The organism is Stenotrophomonas sp. 05L413 (assembly GCF_056397945.1).
On record NZ_JBFTOL010000003.1, the window covers coordinates 145,413 to 162,150 of the forward strand.

General features: G+C 61.1%; 11 protein-coding genes and 1 pseudogene. All 12 read right to left on the bottom strand.

All coding sequences use genetic code 11. The features are described from left to right. Positions 1-22 precede the first annotated feature (22 nt). On the bottom strand, positions 23-1,249 hold the full coding sequence (locus tag AC1DIQ_RS07290) for a phosphorylase family protein (RefSeq protein WP_478049753.1): 1,227 nt from the start codon (positions 1,247-1,249) through the stop codon (positions 23-25). After that, complete coding sequence (locus AC1DIQ_RS07295) at positions 1,246-1,707, bottom strand: response regulator (protein WP_478049754.1); 462 nt, start codon at positions 1,705-1,707, stop codon at positions 1,246-1,248. Before AC1DIQ_RS07295 ends, AC1DIQ_RS07290 begins: the two co-directional genes overlap by 4 nt. Continuing rightward, positions 1,707-4,919 carry a hypothetical protein gene (locus AC1DIQ_RS07300; RefSeq protein WP_478049755.1) on the bottom strand — a complete coding sequence of 1,071 codons (3,213 nt, stop codon included), beginning with the start codon at positions 4,917-4,919 and terminating at the stop codon, positions 1,707-1,709. Before AC1DIQ_RS07300 ends, AC1DIQ_RS07295 begins: the two co-directional genes overlap by 1 nt. Before the next feature lie 177 nt (positions 4,920-5,096). After that, positions 5,097-6,662 carry a glutamine-hydrolyzing GMP synthase gene (guaA, locus tag AC1DIQ_RS07305; protein WP_176989808.1) on the bottom strand — a complete coding sequence of 522 codons (1,566 nt, stop codon included), beginning with the start codon at positions 6,660-6,662 and terminating at the stop codon, positions 5,097-5,099. Between the two features lie 111 nt (positions 6,663-6,773). Continuing rightward, the gene (guaB, locus tag AC1DIQ_RS07310) at positions 6,774-8,231 is read right to left on the bottom strand and encodes an IMP dehydrogenase (protein ID WP_176989807.1); all 1,458 of its coding nucleotides are present in this window, start codon (positions 8,229-8,231) and stop codon (positions 6,774-6,776) included. A 207-nt stretch (positions 8,232-8,438) separates the two neighbouring features. Continuing rightward, a pseudogene (locus AC1DIQ_RS07315) lies at positions 8,439-9,158 on the bottom strand (tetrahydrofolate dehydrogenase/cyclohydrolase catalytic domain-containing protein); the annotation flags it as partial. Positions 9,159-9,296: 138 nt separating this feature from the next. Beyond that, positions 9,297-11,123: a monovalent cation:proton antiporter-2 (CPA2) family protein gene (locus AC1DIQ_RS07320; RefSeq protein ID WP_121042164.1), complete on the bottom strand. Its 1,827-nt coding sequence runs from the start codon at positions 11,121-11,123 to the stop codon at positions 9,297-9,299. 165 nt (positions 11,124-11,288) lie between these two features. Then, positions 11,289-12,422, bottom strand: coding sequence for a molybdopterin-synthase adenylyltransferase MoeB (moeB, locus tag AC1DIQ_RS07325; protein ID WP_478049756.1), 1,134 nt, complete (start codon positions 12,420-12,422; stop codon positions 11,289-11,291). A 138-nt stretch (positions 12,423-12,560) separates the two neighbouring features. Beyond that, positions 12,561-13,952: a ribosome biogenesis GTPase Der gene (gene der, locus AC1DIQ_RS07330; RefSeq protein ID WP_121042160.1), complete on the bottom strand. Its 1,392-nt coding sequence runs from the start codon at positions 13,950-13,952 to the stop codon at positions 12,561-12,563. Between the two features lie 12 nt (positions 13,953-13,964). Next, on the bottom strand, positions 13,965-15,173 hold the full coding sequence (bamB, locus tag AC1DIQ_RS07335; RefSeq protein WP_121042158.1) for an outer membrane protein assembly factor BamB: 1,209 nt from the start codon (positions 15,171-15,173) through the stop codon (positions 13,965-13,967). Next, on the bottom strand, positions 15,173-15,811 hold the full coding sequence (locus AC1DIQ_RS07340) for a YfgM family protein (RefSeq protein WP_019183086.1): 639 nt from the start codon (positions 15,809-15,811) through the stop codon (positions 15,173-15,175). The genes bamB and AC1DIQ_RS07340 overlap by 1 nt, the downstream gene beginning before the upstream one ends. A gap of 59 nt (positions 15,812-15,870) precedes the next feature. Beyond that, the gene (locus AC1DIQ_RS07345) at positions 15,871-16,734 is read right to left on the bottom strand and encodes a helix-turn-helix domain-containing protein (protein ID WP_121042156.1); all 864 of its coding nucleotides are present in this window, start codon (positions 16,732-16,734) and stop codon (positions 15,871-15,873) included. Between the last annotated feature and the right edge of the window lie 4 nt (positions 16,735-16,738).

A 16,738-nucleotide genomic window follows, 5' to 3' on the forward strand; every position in this document is an offset into this window, starting at 1 on the left:
TCTATACGAAAGCGGACATACCCTATCGCGGCGGCAATAGGACACCACCAAACCGTATCAGCATTTCCCCAAAAAGACGCGCACTTACATAAGACGCGTAGTGCCTGACGCTGTCGTCCTTATCACTATTAGCAAAGTCAGAGACAGCCTTGAAACAAAAAAGCAGCGGCGGCGACGCTCGCCAAGACCGTGCCGCGAAAAGCAATCCAAACGCTTCCATCTCTATGCCAACAGTCTTTCTGTTTATCTTCCTAATTCGCTCAACAATCTCGGTGTCCGACACAACCGGCCCTCCGGTGGCAATCGGCCCAGAAACAATCTGAAGCGCATTTACCGGAGCTTGCCCGCCGTACTCACGACGAACTTGATCAAGCCAGTTGCTGTCACTCTGGATTTGCTGGACCTTCGCAACGACAATTTCAGCAATACTTACAGAAACGGGCTCTGGCAAAAAAGGATTATCGGAATCTGCAATCAACTTCCCAGACTCCCAGCTAAAGACTTCCGTCGCAGCAACAATGTCGCCTAAATTTGCTTGGCCTTTTACCCCTGCGCATATCCCTGTCATCCCGATGACGCGAGGCCTCAAATGAGCCATGGCTTTGCAGCCAAGCGTTGCAGCAGGGACTGGTCCCATCCGGAGCGAGCAAATGGCAGCCACAGAAATAGACTGCCCGCCAGAAACAACAGTGCCGAGCCTATAGTAGATCTGGTCATCCAGCTCCATTGGACTGGACCAACCAAATGGAAGGGACAATATTTTATCAAATTCATCTGAAAGCGCTGTGATCACCACTACATCCACTACCGCCTGGGCATCATCCTTTGAGATGACCCTGCCGAGATGCTGCACGAACGAAGTTATCTCCCTAGACCAGCTATCGCTCCCAGATTCGACGGTTATAACTCTCCAGAACCTTTCAGAAAATTTGTCTCCGTATTTATCGGAAAGTTCTTCAAAAGCGGTTACGCCAATGACGTACTTCGGAGGATGATAGATATCATAGTCCTGAACTTCTCTCAGGAAATTTGCACCTGCGTCTTCACGCTCCGCCTCGCCAGGATAATTTGGGAGAGAAAGATCGAGGATGAGCAAATCATACTGCTTAGCCACAACAAACTGCTTCGCACTAATTATCGTTTCCGCCACATCGCAGCTGAACACGATACCAGCAGATTTAATGGCCGCCTCGACCTTGCCAAGCTTCTCCGAATTATCTTCAACAATAAGAATACTCAAACTCTTCATTGGCGCACCACCGACTCAAGCCTCATCATCAACTCATCCTTCCAGTTACTTGACCCGCCACTGTACTGAACCAGACCGACAAAGAGATCGGCATAATCATCCACCAAGGCCCGTTTCAAATCCTCTACCTCAAGGATCTCATCACCTTCTTCAAAGCTGAGAAATTGGGTCACCACGAGAACTGGAATTCGCCTCTCCAATGCATCCAGATGCTGCATCACGGTGAGCCCACCGAACCCTTGGGGACGACCTCCAGACTCATCAGACCCAACGTCGTAAGTAGGCAGGGACATATCCAAGATCACGAACTCGATTGCCTGATCCAACTCAATTTCACGAAGCGAACTGACGATTGATCTGGCAAATACCAGCACTATATCAGGCATCCTTGAAGACACGCACTTGGCGATGCTTTCCAGTTTGAATTCATCATCTTCAACTATAAGAATTTTCCTCATCACTGGTCCTCTTCCACTTCGATGGACCGGATGGGAATTCCAAATTTGACTTTAAATCGATCACCATCAAACCCGAAGGAGAGGTCACCGCCGCCACCTGAGCGGTCCGTCAGCCTCCTCAACTTGAATAGTCCTGTGCCACCTTCGCCCGACACCATCCCCTTGTACTCACCAGAATCGAGCTGAGCTCGAATTCTCTCCAGCTTCTCAAGTGCTTGAGGCGTAGCCGCATCATCCGAAACATCATTCACAACATCGAAGACAAGGAGTTTTCCCTCAAACAACTCCACCCTTACATCTATAGAAATACGACCATCTATCTTCGAATGAAGATACGCATTATCCAGAGCAATGAACATTGCGTCAGCAATCAAGAACGCACCAAACTGAGGAGCAAACCTCGGCAACTCTCCAATCAAATGGATTTTTAGATCCGGCGAAAAGTAGGGCCTAGTATTCCTCGTAAGATTTTCGCCTATCCGAATGACCTGGTCGATCGAGTAGTGCCTCTCGTGCTCAGCTCGATCAATCGAAGAGAACCAGTCTGACACTCTGTCAGCAGCAAAGTTGAAATTCGTACGACCTCTGTTGATAGAATCGAGAATTGGCGATATCGCTCCATCTGAGGACTCGGACTGTATATGCTCCAAGAGCCTATCCACATCCCTCCCGGTCTCATCCTTAATGTCTTGCAGATGGGTCTTTATCTTCATCATCGCAGGAGCAAGGGCACTCTTGAAGTTGCTAGTGCAAGCCTCGACAAATTCATACGCCTCCTCAATTTCGGAAGTTGACGCCTTCAAGAGATTGAGTAAAACAGTAGACACTTGGAGATCAAAAACCCCTAGCGGCTTGGAATCACTTCTTATCTGCAAAATCTCTTCTATGAAATAGGCAACTCTCTCGTCAAATCGCCGCGAAAAATCATCAAATTCTTTATTAATTAGACTGCCGGTGCGTGTTGGGAGATGAAAAATTATTCCCGACCATGTCGAAATAGACTGATAGACCCCGCTCGTCGAATCTCTCAGAGCAATGGCACCAGACTCTTCCAATGGTCCACGCAGGTGTCCAGCCAGACTCCCGTGCCGGATCCTCAGACTCAAATACGCGTTCAGTCCTGACGTGGCACCGTAGAGAAATTCACGCAGAACCCGCTGAGCTAGATCCAACAGCAAGCGATCAGCCTCTGTCTTAGGTTGATCAAGAAGTGCCTGCGGAAGGGGGGATTCCCTGTCATTCAAGACGAAGACAGCCGCCGCTTGGATATTCTCTAGCTCTGGAAGGGATGCATCTTGGAGAAGTCGATATCGGGAATAATCTTCCGCGAGCGATTTCGCCCCCCATTCCTGTATGGCCGCCTCATTAACAAACAACCGGCTGCTATCGAAGTTTCGAATACCCTCCTCCAGCTCGACGGTGTATGTAATCTGACGAATTTCCTCCAGGTACTTCGTTGCTGCGCCAGGGTCCTGCCTCACAAGTTGCTGGCATATCTTCATCCGTTCAGCAAAGAGAGCTCTCGAGCTACCAAGATTGATGTTCACCTCAATAACGTCAGGCGTACAAACATCTGAGAGAAATTGCTTTTGGATAGGAGTCATCTCGTCCAAGAAAAGTTCAGAAAAGTGAGAAACCTTAATTTTCCTTAGAACTTGAAGTGCGAGTTGTTGCAAATGCCTATGAAGCCTTTGCGCATCTCGCCCTGCAGGCAGCTCGCGCACTGCATAACATGCGGCGATAGCCGTAACCATAGGATGCTCAGAAGTCTTCAGCTCACCCCATGATTTACCATCGATTACCTCCGAAAAACTAAACTCGTAGCGCGATCCAGGTAGCTTCGCCACACAAGAAACTGCAGTTAGAGCGGCGGCCTGCCAATCGCCGCAAGCAAGTCCGATCGCATAGCGAGCCTTGGCTGCAATTACAAAGTCGAACGAGTCGCCTCCGGAAAGCTCTTCGCACGCTCGTGTGGCTGCATCGAAGTCGGCATTCTTCCAGCTCTCTTCAAGCCGATCGATTGCCGCCTCGCTTTCCGAATGCGCGGGGTTAGAGCCGCCCCAAAAAGGCAGCGGCCTTCGCAGCCTTAAAGAAGCCTCGTACTTTAAATCTGACAGTTTGGGAACTTTTTCGCCCGTCAATTTCTTTGAAAAACTCCCAATCACCCTAAACAACGGCAGGAAACCGAAGTTAGTGCATAGTTTGTCGAGTTCGTCACTTCGCTCAGCAGCATCAAAATTTCTGTTCAGCACCGCAGCCAAGCAGCTCACAACTTTCCCAATAGCGCCACCTCCCGATGGAGCCCCACCGTCCCCACTCCTCGCCTGTGCTAATACACCCCTTAGCACATCACGATTACCAACATTAACTTTCGCAAAAATTCCTTCGATTCGCTTAGTTGCCGCTGGATTAGCACTCTCGTAGAGGGAACGGTTTATTGCCATCAGATCAGACAGGGTGACGGCCAAGTCGATACAAGTACCCGAACACACGGTTGTAAGGAGATCGACTGCGCCGGCCTCATTCTCTGGAATATCCCCAAGAAGCGCGTAGCGGAGGTATGTGCGCCAAGCATGCGGAACATCCCAGCTGCCAATGGTCTCACTTGCACGATACTTGAATCCCGAAATTCCAACGGGCACTTCGTTACGCTGACTGGCCAAGTGGGCGATGCCAAGTAGCAGCCCACTATTTTCACTGACAATGTCCGAAGCGTAGCTTTTTTGTGCCTCTTGGCCTTCTGTAATTTGTAGAAGGGCGATCTTGGACTGAATTGCCCAACCCGAATAGCCGTACTTCTCTTGAATTTCAGCCAGTATTCTTAGCGCCGCAGCATCATCACCATTACAGACACAGTTTTGCATCCCTACCAATTGCTGCAAGAAATCGACAACCTTGGATTCATTTCGCTCAAGAATCGCCGCAGCCCACTCAAGTTCGCGCTTTAAATCAAGCGCACGAAATGGAGTGAAAGATAATATTTCGCGCGACTTCTGCCTAAATCCCGGGAGCAGTGGGTATCGGCTACGATTAGGGACTCGATATGCAGTCGCAATGAGAACTCTGTACTGCGAAGGATGCGCAACGGTTCTTACATGTTCAAGTGCACCACGTCCACGTCCATGACTGATTGATGCTCGTAAATGGTTTACCAGCCTCTTCCCACTCCATTCGGAACTCATCCTTCCCCCTAAGCGCCGCTGCGCGTCCATTCGTCATATCCTATACGGAGCTCACGCTGTTCGCAGCGCACTCTTCACTCTCGAATCCGGGTGCGCCTGAAATTGTCTGACGTACAGGGTGCTGGGTGGACTACGAAGTCCTAGACAGAGGCCATACAGGCCCACCACAAACAACAAGGGCGCCTCTCGGCGCCCTCGTTCTTCAACTCACTCCCACTCAATAGTAGCCGGCGGCTTCCCCGAGATGTCATAGACCACCCTCGACACCCCCCGCAGCTCATTGATGATCCGGTTACTCACCGTACCCAGGAATTCATACGGCAGGTGCGCCCAATGCGCCGTCATGAAATCGATGGTCTCCACCGCGCGCAGCGCAATCACCCACTCATACGCCCGCGCATCACCCACCACGCCCACCGACTTCACCGGCAGGAACACGGCGAACGCCTGGCTGGTCTTGTCGTACAGATCGGCCTTGCGCAGTTCGTCGATGAAGATGGCATCGGCCTTGGCCAGCAGCTCGGCGTATTCGCGCTTCACTTCGCCGAGGATGCGCACACCCAGGCCCGGGCCCGGGAACGGGTGGCGGTAGACCATGCTGCGCGGCAGGCCGAGCTCAACGCCGAGGCGACGCACTTCGTCCTTGAATAGCTCACGCAGCGGCTCGACCAGGCCCAGCTTCATGTGCTCGGGCAAGCCGCCCACGTTGTGGTGGCTCTTGATCACGTGGGCCTTGCCGGTCTTGCTGCCGGCCGACTCGATCACGTCGGGGTAGATGGTGCCCTGCGCCAGCCACTTGGCGTTCTTCAGCTTGGTGGACTCTTCATCGAAGATATCCACAAACAGATTGCCGATGATCTTGCGCTTGGCTTCCGGGTCGCTCACGCCTTCGAGCTTGCTGAAGTAGCGGTCGGCCGCGTTGACGCGGATCACCTTGACGCCCATGTGCTCGGCGAACATCGCCATCACCTGGTCGCCTTCCTGCCAGCGCAGCAGGCCGGTATCGACGAACACGCAGGTCAGCTTGTCGCCGATCGCCTTGTGCAGCAGCGCGGCCACGACAGACGAATCGACGCCGCCGGACAGGCCCAGGATCACTTCGTCATCGCCCACCAGCTCGCGCACGCGGGCGATCTGGTCGTCGATGATGTTGGCGGCGGTCCACAGGGTTTCGCAGCCGCACACGTCCACCACGAAGCGGCGCAGCAGCGCCTGGCCCTGCAGGGTGTGGGTCACTTCCGGGTGGAACTGCACGCCGTACCAGCGCTTCTCTTCGTTCGCCATCGCGGCCACCGGGATGCGATCGGTCACTGCGGTGACGGTGAAGCCCGGGGGCGCGACGGAGACGTGGTCGCCGTGGCTCATCCAGACGTTCAACTTCGGCTCGCCGCCGTGGTCGCTCAGCCCCTTGAACAGCGCGTCCGGGGCGACGACGTTGACTTCGGCATGGCCGAACTCACGCTGGTCGGCCGCTTCGGTGGCACCGCCGAGCTGGGCGGCGAGGGTCTGCATGCCGTAGCAGATGCCGAAGATCGGCAGGCCGCTGTCGAACACTTCCTGCGGCGCGGCAGGCGCGCCCGGCAGCGTGGTCGATTCCGGGCCACCGGACAGGATGATGCCCTTGGCGCCGAACGCGGCGATGTCGGCCGGGTTGTGGTCCCATGCCCAGATCTCGCAGTACACGCCGAGCTCGCGGATGCGGCGCGCGATCAGCTGGGTGTACTGGGCGCCGAAATCGAGGATGAGGATCTTGTCGTTATGGATGTTGGTCATGGTGCCCGGGCAATGCAGGAGTAAATACGGGAAACACAGCGTCGTTACCGGCGGCGGATAGAGAAAGAGGAACGGGAATCAGCTTCCTCGTTCCTCTTTGCTCATGCCGCATCAGGCGCGGTAGTTCGGCGGCTCTTTGGTGATCTGCACGTCGTGGACGTGGCTCTCACGTTGGCCGGCGCCGCTGATCTTGACGAACTTCGGCTTGGTGCGCATGTCATCGACGGTGCCGCAGCCCACATAGCCCATGGTGGCGCGCAGACCGCCCATCAGCTGGTGGATGATGCCGCCGACCGGGCCGCGATACGGCACGCGGCCTTCGATGCCTTCGGGCACCAGCTTGTCGGCGCTGGAGGCGTCCTGGAAGTAGCGGTCCTTGGACCCCTTCTCCATCGCGGCCAGCGAGCCCATGCCGCGGTAGCTCTTGTAGGAGCGGCCCTGGAACAGCTCGGTCTCGCCGGGCGATTCCTCGGTACCGGCCAGCAGGCCACCGATCATGATGGTGGAGGCACCGGCGGCGAGCGCCTTGCCGATGTCGCCCGAGTAGCGAATGCCACCGTCGGCGATCAGCGGGATGCGGTCCTGCAGCGCTTCGGCGACCAGGTCGATCGCGGTGATCTGCGGCACGCCGACACCGGCGACGACGCGCGTGGTGCAGATCGAGCCCGGGCCGATGCCGACCTTGACCGCGTCCGCGCCGCTGTCCAGCAGTGCCAGTGCGGCTTCACCGGTGCAGATGTTGCCACCGACGACCTGCACCTGCGGGAAGTGCTTCTTGACCCAGCTGACGCGGTCCAGCACGCCCTGCGAGTGGCCGTGCGCGGTGTCGACCACCAGCACGTCCACCCCGGCGGCGACCAGCGCCTCGACCCGGCGGTCGGTATCACCACCGACGCCGACGGCCGCGCCGACCAGCAGGCGGGTGGCGGTGTCCTTGGCGGCATTGGGGTAGTCGGTGTTCTTCTGGATGTCCTTGACGGTGATCAGGCCGCGCAGGGCGAACTCATCGTTGACGACCAGGATCTTCTCGATGCGGTTGCGGTGCAGCAGCTGCAGCACTTCATCGGAGGCCGCGCCTTCCTTGACCGTGATCAGGCGATCCTTCTTGGTCATGATGTGGCGGACCGGATCGTCCAGCTCGGTCTCGAAGCGCATGTCACGGTGGGTGACGATGCCGACCAGCTGGCCGCCGCCGTCCACTACCGGCACACCGGAGATGTTGCGCGCCTGGGTCAGGGCCAGCACGTCGCGGATGGTGGTTTCCGGGCCGACGGTGATCGGGTCGCGGATGACGCCGGCCTCGAACTTCTTGACCTTGGCCACTTCGGCAGCCTGCTGCTCGACGCTCAGATTCTTGTGGATGATGCCCATGCCGCCGAGCTGGGCCATGGCGATGGCCAGGCGGGCTTCGGTGACGGTATCCATGGCAGCCGAGAGGATCGGAAGCTTCAGCCGCAGGTCGCGCGTCAGGCGCGTTTCCAGACTGACATCCTTGGGCAGGATGATGGAATGAGCGGGGACGAGGGAGACGTCGTCGTAGGTGAGAGCTTCAGCCTGGATGCGCAGCATCGGCATACCCGAGATGTGGGGAAGCGCGACATTTTACCCTGATTCGGGCGTCATTGGCAGGGGGCAGGTGCGACGCTGTGTCGCGCCGGCAAACGTCGGTTCAGGACGGTGGAAGGCAGCCGAGAATGCCGCCAAAGCCAACCCGCGGTAGTGCCGGCCGCTGGCCGGCTCCTCATGATCCTTCGGCGGCGCTACGGGGTTGGCGGCCTCGATCACCACCGCGCCCGGCTTGACCCATTCACCCGGGACGATGCCCGGGCGGCCCACCGCGACCACCAGGATGTCGGCGTTGCGCACCGACTGCTCCAGCACGTCCTTGGGGGTGAACTTGTGGCAGCTGGTCACGGTGCAGCCGGCAATCAGCAGCTCCAGTCCCATCGGGCGGCCCACATGGTTGCTGACGCCGACGATGGTGGCATTGCGGCCACGCACCGGCTGGTCGGTGTGGCCCAGCAGGGTCACGATGCCACGCGGCGTGCACGGGCGCAGGCCGAACTCACGCAGGGCCAGATGGCCGACGTTTTCCGGGTGGAAGCCGTCCACGTCCTTGCGCGGGTCGATGCGGTGGATCAGGCGATTGGCGTCCGGGATGCCCGGCAGCGGCAGCTGGACCAGGATGCCGTGGATCTTCGGATCGGCGTTCAGCTGGTCGATCAACGTCAGCAGCTCGGCCTCGGTGGTCCCGGCCGGCAGATCGTAATCAAAGGCTTCGATACCCACTTTCTCGGCCGCGCGGCGCTTGTTGCGCACGTACACGGTCGAGGCCGGGTCGCCACCCACCAGCACCACGGCCAGGCCCGGACGGCTGCCACCGGCAGCCAGGCGGGCATCAACCCGGACCTTGAGGCTGTCCAGCAGGTCTTCGGCGATGCGGCGGCCGTCGAGAATGCGGGCGGAAGAAGCGGTGTCGGAAGTCGGTGAGCTCATCGAGGGCGGCAGGCGTGGGGGCGACGGTCGTCTATTGTCCCTGATTCGGCCCGTGGCGGACACCGGTCATGCCCGCCGACACCGGCATATCGGCCGGCCCTATCGGGTTGCCGGCCAGCGGCCGGCACTACCGAAGCCTTATTCCTCTTCGGGCAACTCATCCGCGTTGAGCGTGCGCGCCTTGCGCTTGGGCGCGGTGAACGGCGTGGGCGTCGGCACGCCCGGCAGGGAACTGCCGTAGACCATATGCGCCCCGGCGATCAGCCCACCACCGGCCATTTCCAGCTCGAAACGCTCGGCATCGCGGCGGCGGATTTCGCGCGCGATGGTCGCGGCATCTTCTTCGTCCAGGCCGAGCTCGATCAGCGCAGCCTCACCGAAGGCCACCGCGGATTCAAAGGTTTCGCGGATCTGGAAATCGACACCGGCGTGTATCAGGCGCAGTGAGTGTTCGCGATCGAACGAGCGCACCAGCAGCTTGGCCTGCGGGAATTCGTGCGCGACCAGTTCGACGATGCGATCGGCCTGCGCACTGTCGTTGACGCACACCGCGATCGCCCGCGCGACACCCGCGCCGGAAGCATGCAGCACATCCAGACGCGTGCCATCGCCGTAGTAGATCTTGAAGCCGAACTTCTCGGCGCTCTGGATCATCTCGATGTCGTTGTCGATGATGGTCACATCCACATCGCGCGCCAGCAGCGACTGACTCGCCACCTGGCCGAAGCGACCAAAGCCGATCAGCAGCACGCTGCCGGACAGGCCGTCGGCTTCTTCGACGCCATCGAGTGAGACTTCACGGTCCGGCATCAGCTTGTCGTGCAGCAGCACGAACAGCGGTGTCAGTGCCATCGAAAGCACCACGATCGCGGTGAGGTTGGCGTTGACCTGCACGTCGATCACACCCGCCACCGCCGCGGCGGAGAACAGCACGAAGGCGAACTCGCCGCCCTGCGCCATTACCACGCCACGGTCCAGCGCCTGGCGATGATCACTGCCGAGGATGCGCGCGACCACGTAGATGCAGATTGCCTTGGCAAACATCAGCGCGAATACGCCGGAGACGATCAGCGGCCAGTTGTTGGCGACCACGGTGAGGTCCAGCGCCATACCGACGCTGAGGAAGAACAGGCCGAGCAGGATGCCGCGGAACGGCTCGATGTCCGCTTCAATCTGGTGGCGGAAGGTGGATTCGCTGAGCAGCACGCCCGCGAGGAACGCACCCATCGCCATCGACAGCCCGCCCAGCTGCATCAGCAGCGCGGCGCCGAGCACGACCAGCAGGGCAGCGGCCGTCATCACCTCGCGCGCTTTGGCGGCGGCAAGGATGCGGAACAGCGGATTGAGCAGGAAGCGGCCGACCAGCACCAGGCCGACGATCGCACCGGCGGCGATGCCCACGGTGACCCAGCGCGAGCTCTCGCCCGCGTCGCTGTGCACCGGCGCCATGAACGCGACCACAGCCAACAGCGGCACGATCAGCAGATCTTCGAACAGCAGGATCGAGACGATCTTCTGGCCGGTCGGCAGCGCGATGTCGCCACGTTCGGCGAGCAGTTGCATCACCACTGCGGTGGAGGTCAACACGAACCCGGCGGCGCCGATGAAGGCCACCGGCAACGGGAAGCCGAGCAGCATGCACACGCCGGTCAGCACCGCGCCGCAGACCACGATCTGCAGCGTGCCCAGGCCGAAGATCTCGTTGCGCAGACTCCACAGGTGCGAGGGCCGCATCTCCAGGCCGATCACGAACAGGAACATCACCACGCCCAGCTCGGCGGTATGCAGGATGGCCTGCGGATCGGAGAACCAGCCGAACCCGAACGGGCCGATGGCCAGGCCCGCGGCGAAATAGCCCAGCACCGAGCCCAGCCCGAGCCGGCGGAACAGCGGCACCATGACCACTGCCGCACCCAGCAGGGCGACCACTTTCACCAGTTCACTGGCACCTGCTTCCACCGCCATGCGGTTGTTTCCCCGGACTACATAAGATGGGTCAACGATAGGGCAAAGCGGTGAAGGGCAATAGCGCGGATGCTGCGTTTTATCGTGCTGAATTCAGAACGATTTTGAATCTGGACGCCACATCGTCCCGAAATCGCCGCCATAACGACACCGGAACCCGACCCCTCAGCCGCTGCAGAACGCGGCGTAATCGATGTACCCGGGGAACGCGCGCCCGGGCGCGCAGAGCGGACAGGCCGGATCCGGACGCAGCCGCGTCTCGCGGAAGCGCATGCCCAGCGCATCGAAGGTCAGCAGGCGGCCGATCAGTGGCTCGCCGATGCCGAGCAGCAGCTTGAGCACTTCGGTGGCCTGCAGCAGGCCGACCATGCCCGGCAGCACGCCGAGCACACCGGCCTCCGAGCAGTTGGGCGCGAACTCGGGCGGCGGCGGCTCGGGGAACAGGCAGCGGTAGCAAGGCGCGGTGCCGCGCTGGCGACCGGCATCGAACACACTGACCTGGCCGGTAAAGCGCTCCACCGCGCCATACACCATCGGGATGCCGTGCTGGAGGCAGGCATCGTTGAGCAGATAACGCAGCGGGAAATTGTCCGAGCCATCCAGCACCACGTCGACCCCCTCGAGCAGCGCATCGATGTTGTCCGAGGTGACCCGCGTCTGCACGGCCTCCACATCCAGCGAGGGATTGAGGGCGAGCAGGCGCGCGCGGGCGGAGAGCACCTTGGGCTCGCCGACGCTGGCATCGGTATGGATGATCTGCCGGTGCAGGTTGCTGCGGTCGACCACATCGTCGTCAGCGATGCGCAGGTGCCCTACCCCGGCCGCGGCCAGGTAGAAGCTGGCCGGTGCACCGAGGCCGCCGGCGCCGAGTACCAGCACGCGTGAGGCGAGCAGCGTCTTCTGGCCCTGGACACCCACCTGCGGCAGCAGCAGATGACGCGAGTACCGCTCGTTGAAGTCACGCTCGGCATCACTCTGCATCGGCTGCACCAGCGGCAAGCCGTCGGCGCGCCACGCGGTGGTGCCACCGTGCACGGAGGCGATGCGGGTGTAGCCGAGGCCGGCCAGGAAAGCCGCGGCCTGCATCGAGCGCTTGCCGCTCTGGCAGATCAGGGCGACCTCGCGGTCGATGGCCGGCAGGTGCGTGCCGGCTTCGGCCTGGAGATCGCCCTGGGCGATGCCGAGCGCGCCTTCGGCCATGCCGGTGGCACGTTCGTGTGCCTCACGAATGTCGATCAGCAGCGCGCCGTGGGCGAGCCGTTCACGGGCCTGCGCCGGGGTGAGTTCGGGGATGCTCATGCGGAGGATTATCGCGCACGTGCGCGCCGGCGGTCGGTTTGTCCGGGTTGCCGGCCAGCGGCCGGCACTACGGCTGCGTGCGGCCACTGGCCGGCCGCGCCAATGAAAAGAGCCGGCTTGCGCCGGCTCTTCTTTGCATCACTTGCCCTTGACGTGCTTGATCAAGCGCCGCTTGCGCTTGAGCTGACGTTCGGTGAGCACGTTCTTCTTGCCTTCGTACGGGTTCACACCCTCGCGGAAGATGAACTGCACGGGCGTGCCGACCAGCTTGAAGCGCTTGCGGAAGAAGTTCTCCAGGTAGCGCTTGTACGACTCCGGCAGGTCTTTCAGACGGGTGCCGTGGACGATGAAGGTCGGCGGGTTGGAACCGCCCGGATGCACGTAACGCAGCTTGGACACGTGACCACGGATCGCCGGCGGCGGGTTGGTCTCGTAGGCCGTTTCCAGCGCCTTGTTGACTTCGCTGGTGCTGAACTCGTGCGTGGCCGAGGCATGCGCGGCATGGATGCAGCGGAACAGCTCACGCAGGCCCGAGCCGTGCTTGGCCGAGATGCGCACCACTTCCGCCCACGGCACGAAGCCGAGCTTGCGCGAGACCAGCGCTTCGGCCTGCTCACGCTGGTAATCGGTCAGGCCATCCCACTTGTTGATCGCCACCACCAATGCACGGCCGGCATCAAGCACCGCACCGAGCACGCTGGCGTCCTGATCGGTCACGCCTTCAGAGGCATCGAGCATCAGCACCGCAACCTGGCACTGCTCGATGGCCTGCAGGGTCTTGATGACGCTGAACTTCTCGACCACTTCCTCGACACGCGCCTTGCGACGCAGGCCAGCGGTATCGATCAGGCGGTATTCGCGGCCGTCGCGCTCCATGTCCACCGCGATCGAGTCACGGGTGGTACCGGGCACTTCAGAGGCGATCATGCGCTCTTCGCCGAGCAGACGATTGACCAGCGTCGACTTGCCCACGTTGGGGCGGCCGACGAAGGCGATGCGAATGCGGTTCGGATCGGTGTCCAGGGTCTCGGTGGTGCCCTCTTCCGGCAACCGTTCCACGACCTCGTCCAGCAGATCATCCAGGCCCTGGCGGTGCGCGGCCGAGACGGTCAGCATTTCGCTGAAGCCGTAACGGGCAAATTCCGAACGCACGGTGTCTTCGTTCATGCCATCGATCTTGTTGATCAACAGCAGGGTCGGACGAGCCAGTCTGCGCAGCCAGGACAGGATCTCGTCGTCCATCGGGCCTTCACGGGCATCGACCACGAACAGGATCAGGTCCGCCTCGGCGGCGGCGGCGCGGGCCTGGCGGGCGGTAGCACCGGCCAGACCTTCTTCTTCACCGGCGATACCGCCGGTATCGACCACCAGGAACGGGTGGTCTTCATCAAGACGACAAACACCGTAATTACGGTCCCGGGTCACGCCGGGCTGGTCATGGACCAGCGCGTCGCGCGTACGGGTAAACGCATTGAACAGCGTGGACTTGCCGACATTCGGCCGTCCAACCAGGGCGACCAAGGGCAGCATCGCGGTAACTCCTTATTGTGCCAACCGGAACGCGGTCAGCTTTCCATCAACGTTCTGCACCAGCAGAATCCCATCGGCAGCTACCGGCTGTGCCAGGAGGGCGTCGCCGCCACTCTTGGCGCGCGCCGCGAACTCACCGTTATCGGTCCGCAACCAGTGCAGATACCCCTTGTAATCACCGACCACAACGTAATCGCCGTGGATGACCGGACCGGTCAGCGAACGACGGGCCAGGCCCGTCTGCGACCACATGGCCGAACCGCTGGCCTTGTCCAGGCCGAACACGCCGCCCTTGTTGTCGGTGACGAACACATTGCTCGAGGTCAGGGCCACGCCACCGGCGCCACCATGATCACGTGCCCACAGCGGACGGCCGGTCGGGCCTTCGATCGCCATGGTCTGGTTCTTGAAACTGCTGACGAACAGCGTATTGCCTTCCAGCACCGGGGCGCCGTCGATATCGGCCATGCGGTCCAGCTCGGTACGGCCTTCGCCGTTGCCTACCATCTGGTCCCACAGCGTGCGGCCGTCCTGCATGGCCAGCGCGGCGATGGAGCCGTCGTCGTTGCCGATGAACAGCACGCCCGGGCCGGTGACGACCGGCGCGTTGCCACGCACGGTCAGTGCCGGCAGCTCGCGCGGGTTGAACCAGCGCTGGGTGCCATTCTCGGCATCCAGACCGGTCACGCGACCGTCGTTGCTGCGCACGAACACCATGCCCTGGCCCACGGCCGGCGCGGAGATCACTTCACCCGGCACCTTGGCACGCCACTTCTCAGTGCCGTCGGCCGCGTTCAACGCGATGACTTCGCCATCCAGCGTGCCGATGACGACCAGGCCGTCACCCACGCCCGGGCCACCGGACAGACGCAGCTTGGGCTGCTTCTTCACCTTGGCAGGTTCGTAGGTCCAGATCTTCTTGCCGGTCTGCAGGTCGATGGCATGCACGCCACCGTAGATGGCGGCCGCGTACACGCGACCATCGGCGACCACCGGGCCCTGACGGACACCGATGCGCTTCTCACCCTTGCCGACGTTGGCCGTCCAGATCTTGTCGACCTTGGCAGTGGCATCGAACTTGACCAGCTCGGCCGGTTCCAGTGCCTTCTTGGCCGCGGCATCTTTGCCGGCGAACCAGCCCTTCATCGTGCTGCAGCCGGTCAGGGCCATGCCCAACAGGGCAACCGTGGCAACGCGCTTGATCATGACCATCTGATTCATTACACCGACTCCGCAGGATCGGTGACGGTGCCACCGGCATCCGTCAACTTGGTTTCCAGCAGGCGCCGCTGGGGCGCTGCCACGTCCAGCGTCTTGAGCGCCTTCTCATACTGCTCGCGGGCCGCATCACGCTTGCCCTGCGCCATCAGTGCGTCGCCATGGATTTCCAGGCTGGCGCTGTCGGTTGCGGTGCCGAGCTGCTTGATCGCATCCTCGGTCTTGCCGGTGGCCACCAGCAGGCGCGCAACGCGCTGCTCGATCACCGGCTTGAATTCGGGGTCGGCCTTGATCGCGCGCAGGGTCGCCAGCGCATCTTCGTTCTTGCCGGCATCGACCTGGGCCTTGGCCAGCTGCAATGCGGCCAGATCGGCATAGATGTTGGCCTTGCCGCTTTCCAGGTCCTTCACACCCTTGGCGGCCTGCTCCAGATCCTTTTCTTCCAGGCTCTTGAGGACGATCTGGTATTGGACGTTGGCGCCGGCCAGGCTGTTGCTGTGCCGGGTCTGCCATTCTTTCCAGCCCCAGATGCCACCGATCGCGATGGCTACGCCAGCAAGGATGCTGACACCATTCTTCCGCAGCCAGCCGCGGACGCGTTCACTTTGTTCGTGCTCGTCGAGCAGGTCGTCGATCGCCATGCGTACTCTCGCCCCGCCCATGAGGAGGAGCTATTTGAATTGGATTGGGGAAACGCGGTTCAGTGCGAAACTGGGACCACGGAGCCGTCAGAGGATACCGTAAAGCGTGCCACGTTGGCTCGCTGGTACGGCGAAAGGTCGACGATAGTGCCGGCCTGCTGAACCTCGACCGCCGATGCATTGCCCAGCACCATGCGGGCCACCTGGCCTGGCGCGAAGCTGCGGGTCTCGCCCGACTTGATCAGGGCCTTTTCGACGGTGGTGCCGTCGGGCCCGGAAATATCCACCCAGCTGTCGCCTTTGAACTGCAGGCTCAGCGCGCCGGCCTGCGGTGCCGGCGCAGCGGCCGGACGCGGAACCGGGGTCAGCGATGCCAGATACGGCGCCGCCGGTGCCGAGGGCTTGGCCGCTTCGACCGCCGCCGGTGCGGCCGGGTCCGGGGTGTCGCCACCGGCCACCGGTACCGCCGCCGGGATCACATCCAGCGAGGCGGTGTTCGGGGTGGTCGCCGTGCCATCGAAATGGCCGCGGGTGGCGAACCAGACCGGCACGGCCAGAACCGCGGTGATGCCGACATACAGAACACGACGCCCCAGGCTCTCGGCAATGCGCCGGGCCCGCGGGGTATGAGTGTGGCTGACCAGTTGCGGTGGCACGATCGGCCCGATATGCGCCTGCTCGAGGATCTCGCCGATGTCCACCTTCAGCAGACGGGCATAACTGCGCAGCTGGCCGCGCACGAAAACCGGCGCGCCGAGGCGCTGCCACTGTTCTTCTTCGAGGGACTTGAGTACCTGAACGGGCATGTGCAGCTGCTGCCCCACCGCCTCCAGGGTCAGTCCGGCCGCTTCCCGGGCCTGGCGAAGACGAGCTCCGCAACCGGCCGCAGTATCAAAAGCGTTCACAGTCTGGTCATCAATCACAATG

Bases quoted from the DNA above. Each gene is read 5' to 3' on its own strand.
- guaB (WP_176989807.1), bottom strand. From the start codon at position 8,231: ATGCTGCGCATCCAGGCTGAAGCTCTCACCTACGACGACGTCTCCCTC.
- AC1DIQ_RS07320 (WP_121042164.1), bottom strand. From the start codon at position 11,123: ATGGCGGTGGAAGCAGGTGCCAGTGAACTGGTGAAAGTGGTCGCCCTG.
- der (WP_121042160.1), bottom strand. From the start codon at position 13,952: ATGCTGCCCTTGGTCGCCCTGGTTGGACGGCCGAATGTCGGCAAGTCC.
- guaA (WP_176989808.1), bottom strand. From the start codon at position 6,662: ATGACCAACATCCATAACGACAAGATCCTCATCCTCGATTTCGGCGCC.
- bamB (WP_121042158.1), bottom strand. From the start codon at position 15,173: ATGAATCAGATGGTCATGATCAAGCGCGTTGCCACGGTTGCCCTGTTG.
- AC1DIQ_RS07290 (WP_478049753.1), bottom strand. From the start codon at position 1,249: ATGAAGAGTTTGAGTATTCTTATTGTTGAAGATAATTCGGAGAAGCTT.
- AC1DIQ_RS07340 (WP_019183086.1), bottom strand. From the start codon at position 15,811: ATGGCGATCGACGACCTGCTCGACGAGCACGAACAAAGTGAACGCGTC.
- moeB (WP_478049756.1), bottom strand. From the start codon at position 12,422: ATGAGCATCCCCGAACTCACCCCGGCGCAGGCCCGTGAACGGCTCGCC.
- AC1DIQ_RS07300 (WP_478049755.1), bottom strand. From the start codon at position 4,919: ATGGACGCGCAGCGGCGCTTAGGGGGAAGGATGAGTTCCGAATGGAGT.
- AC1DIQ_RS07295 (WP_478049754.1), bottom strand. From the start codon at position 1,707: ATGAGGAAAATTCTTATAGTTGAAGATGATGAATTCAAACTGGAAAGC.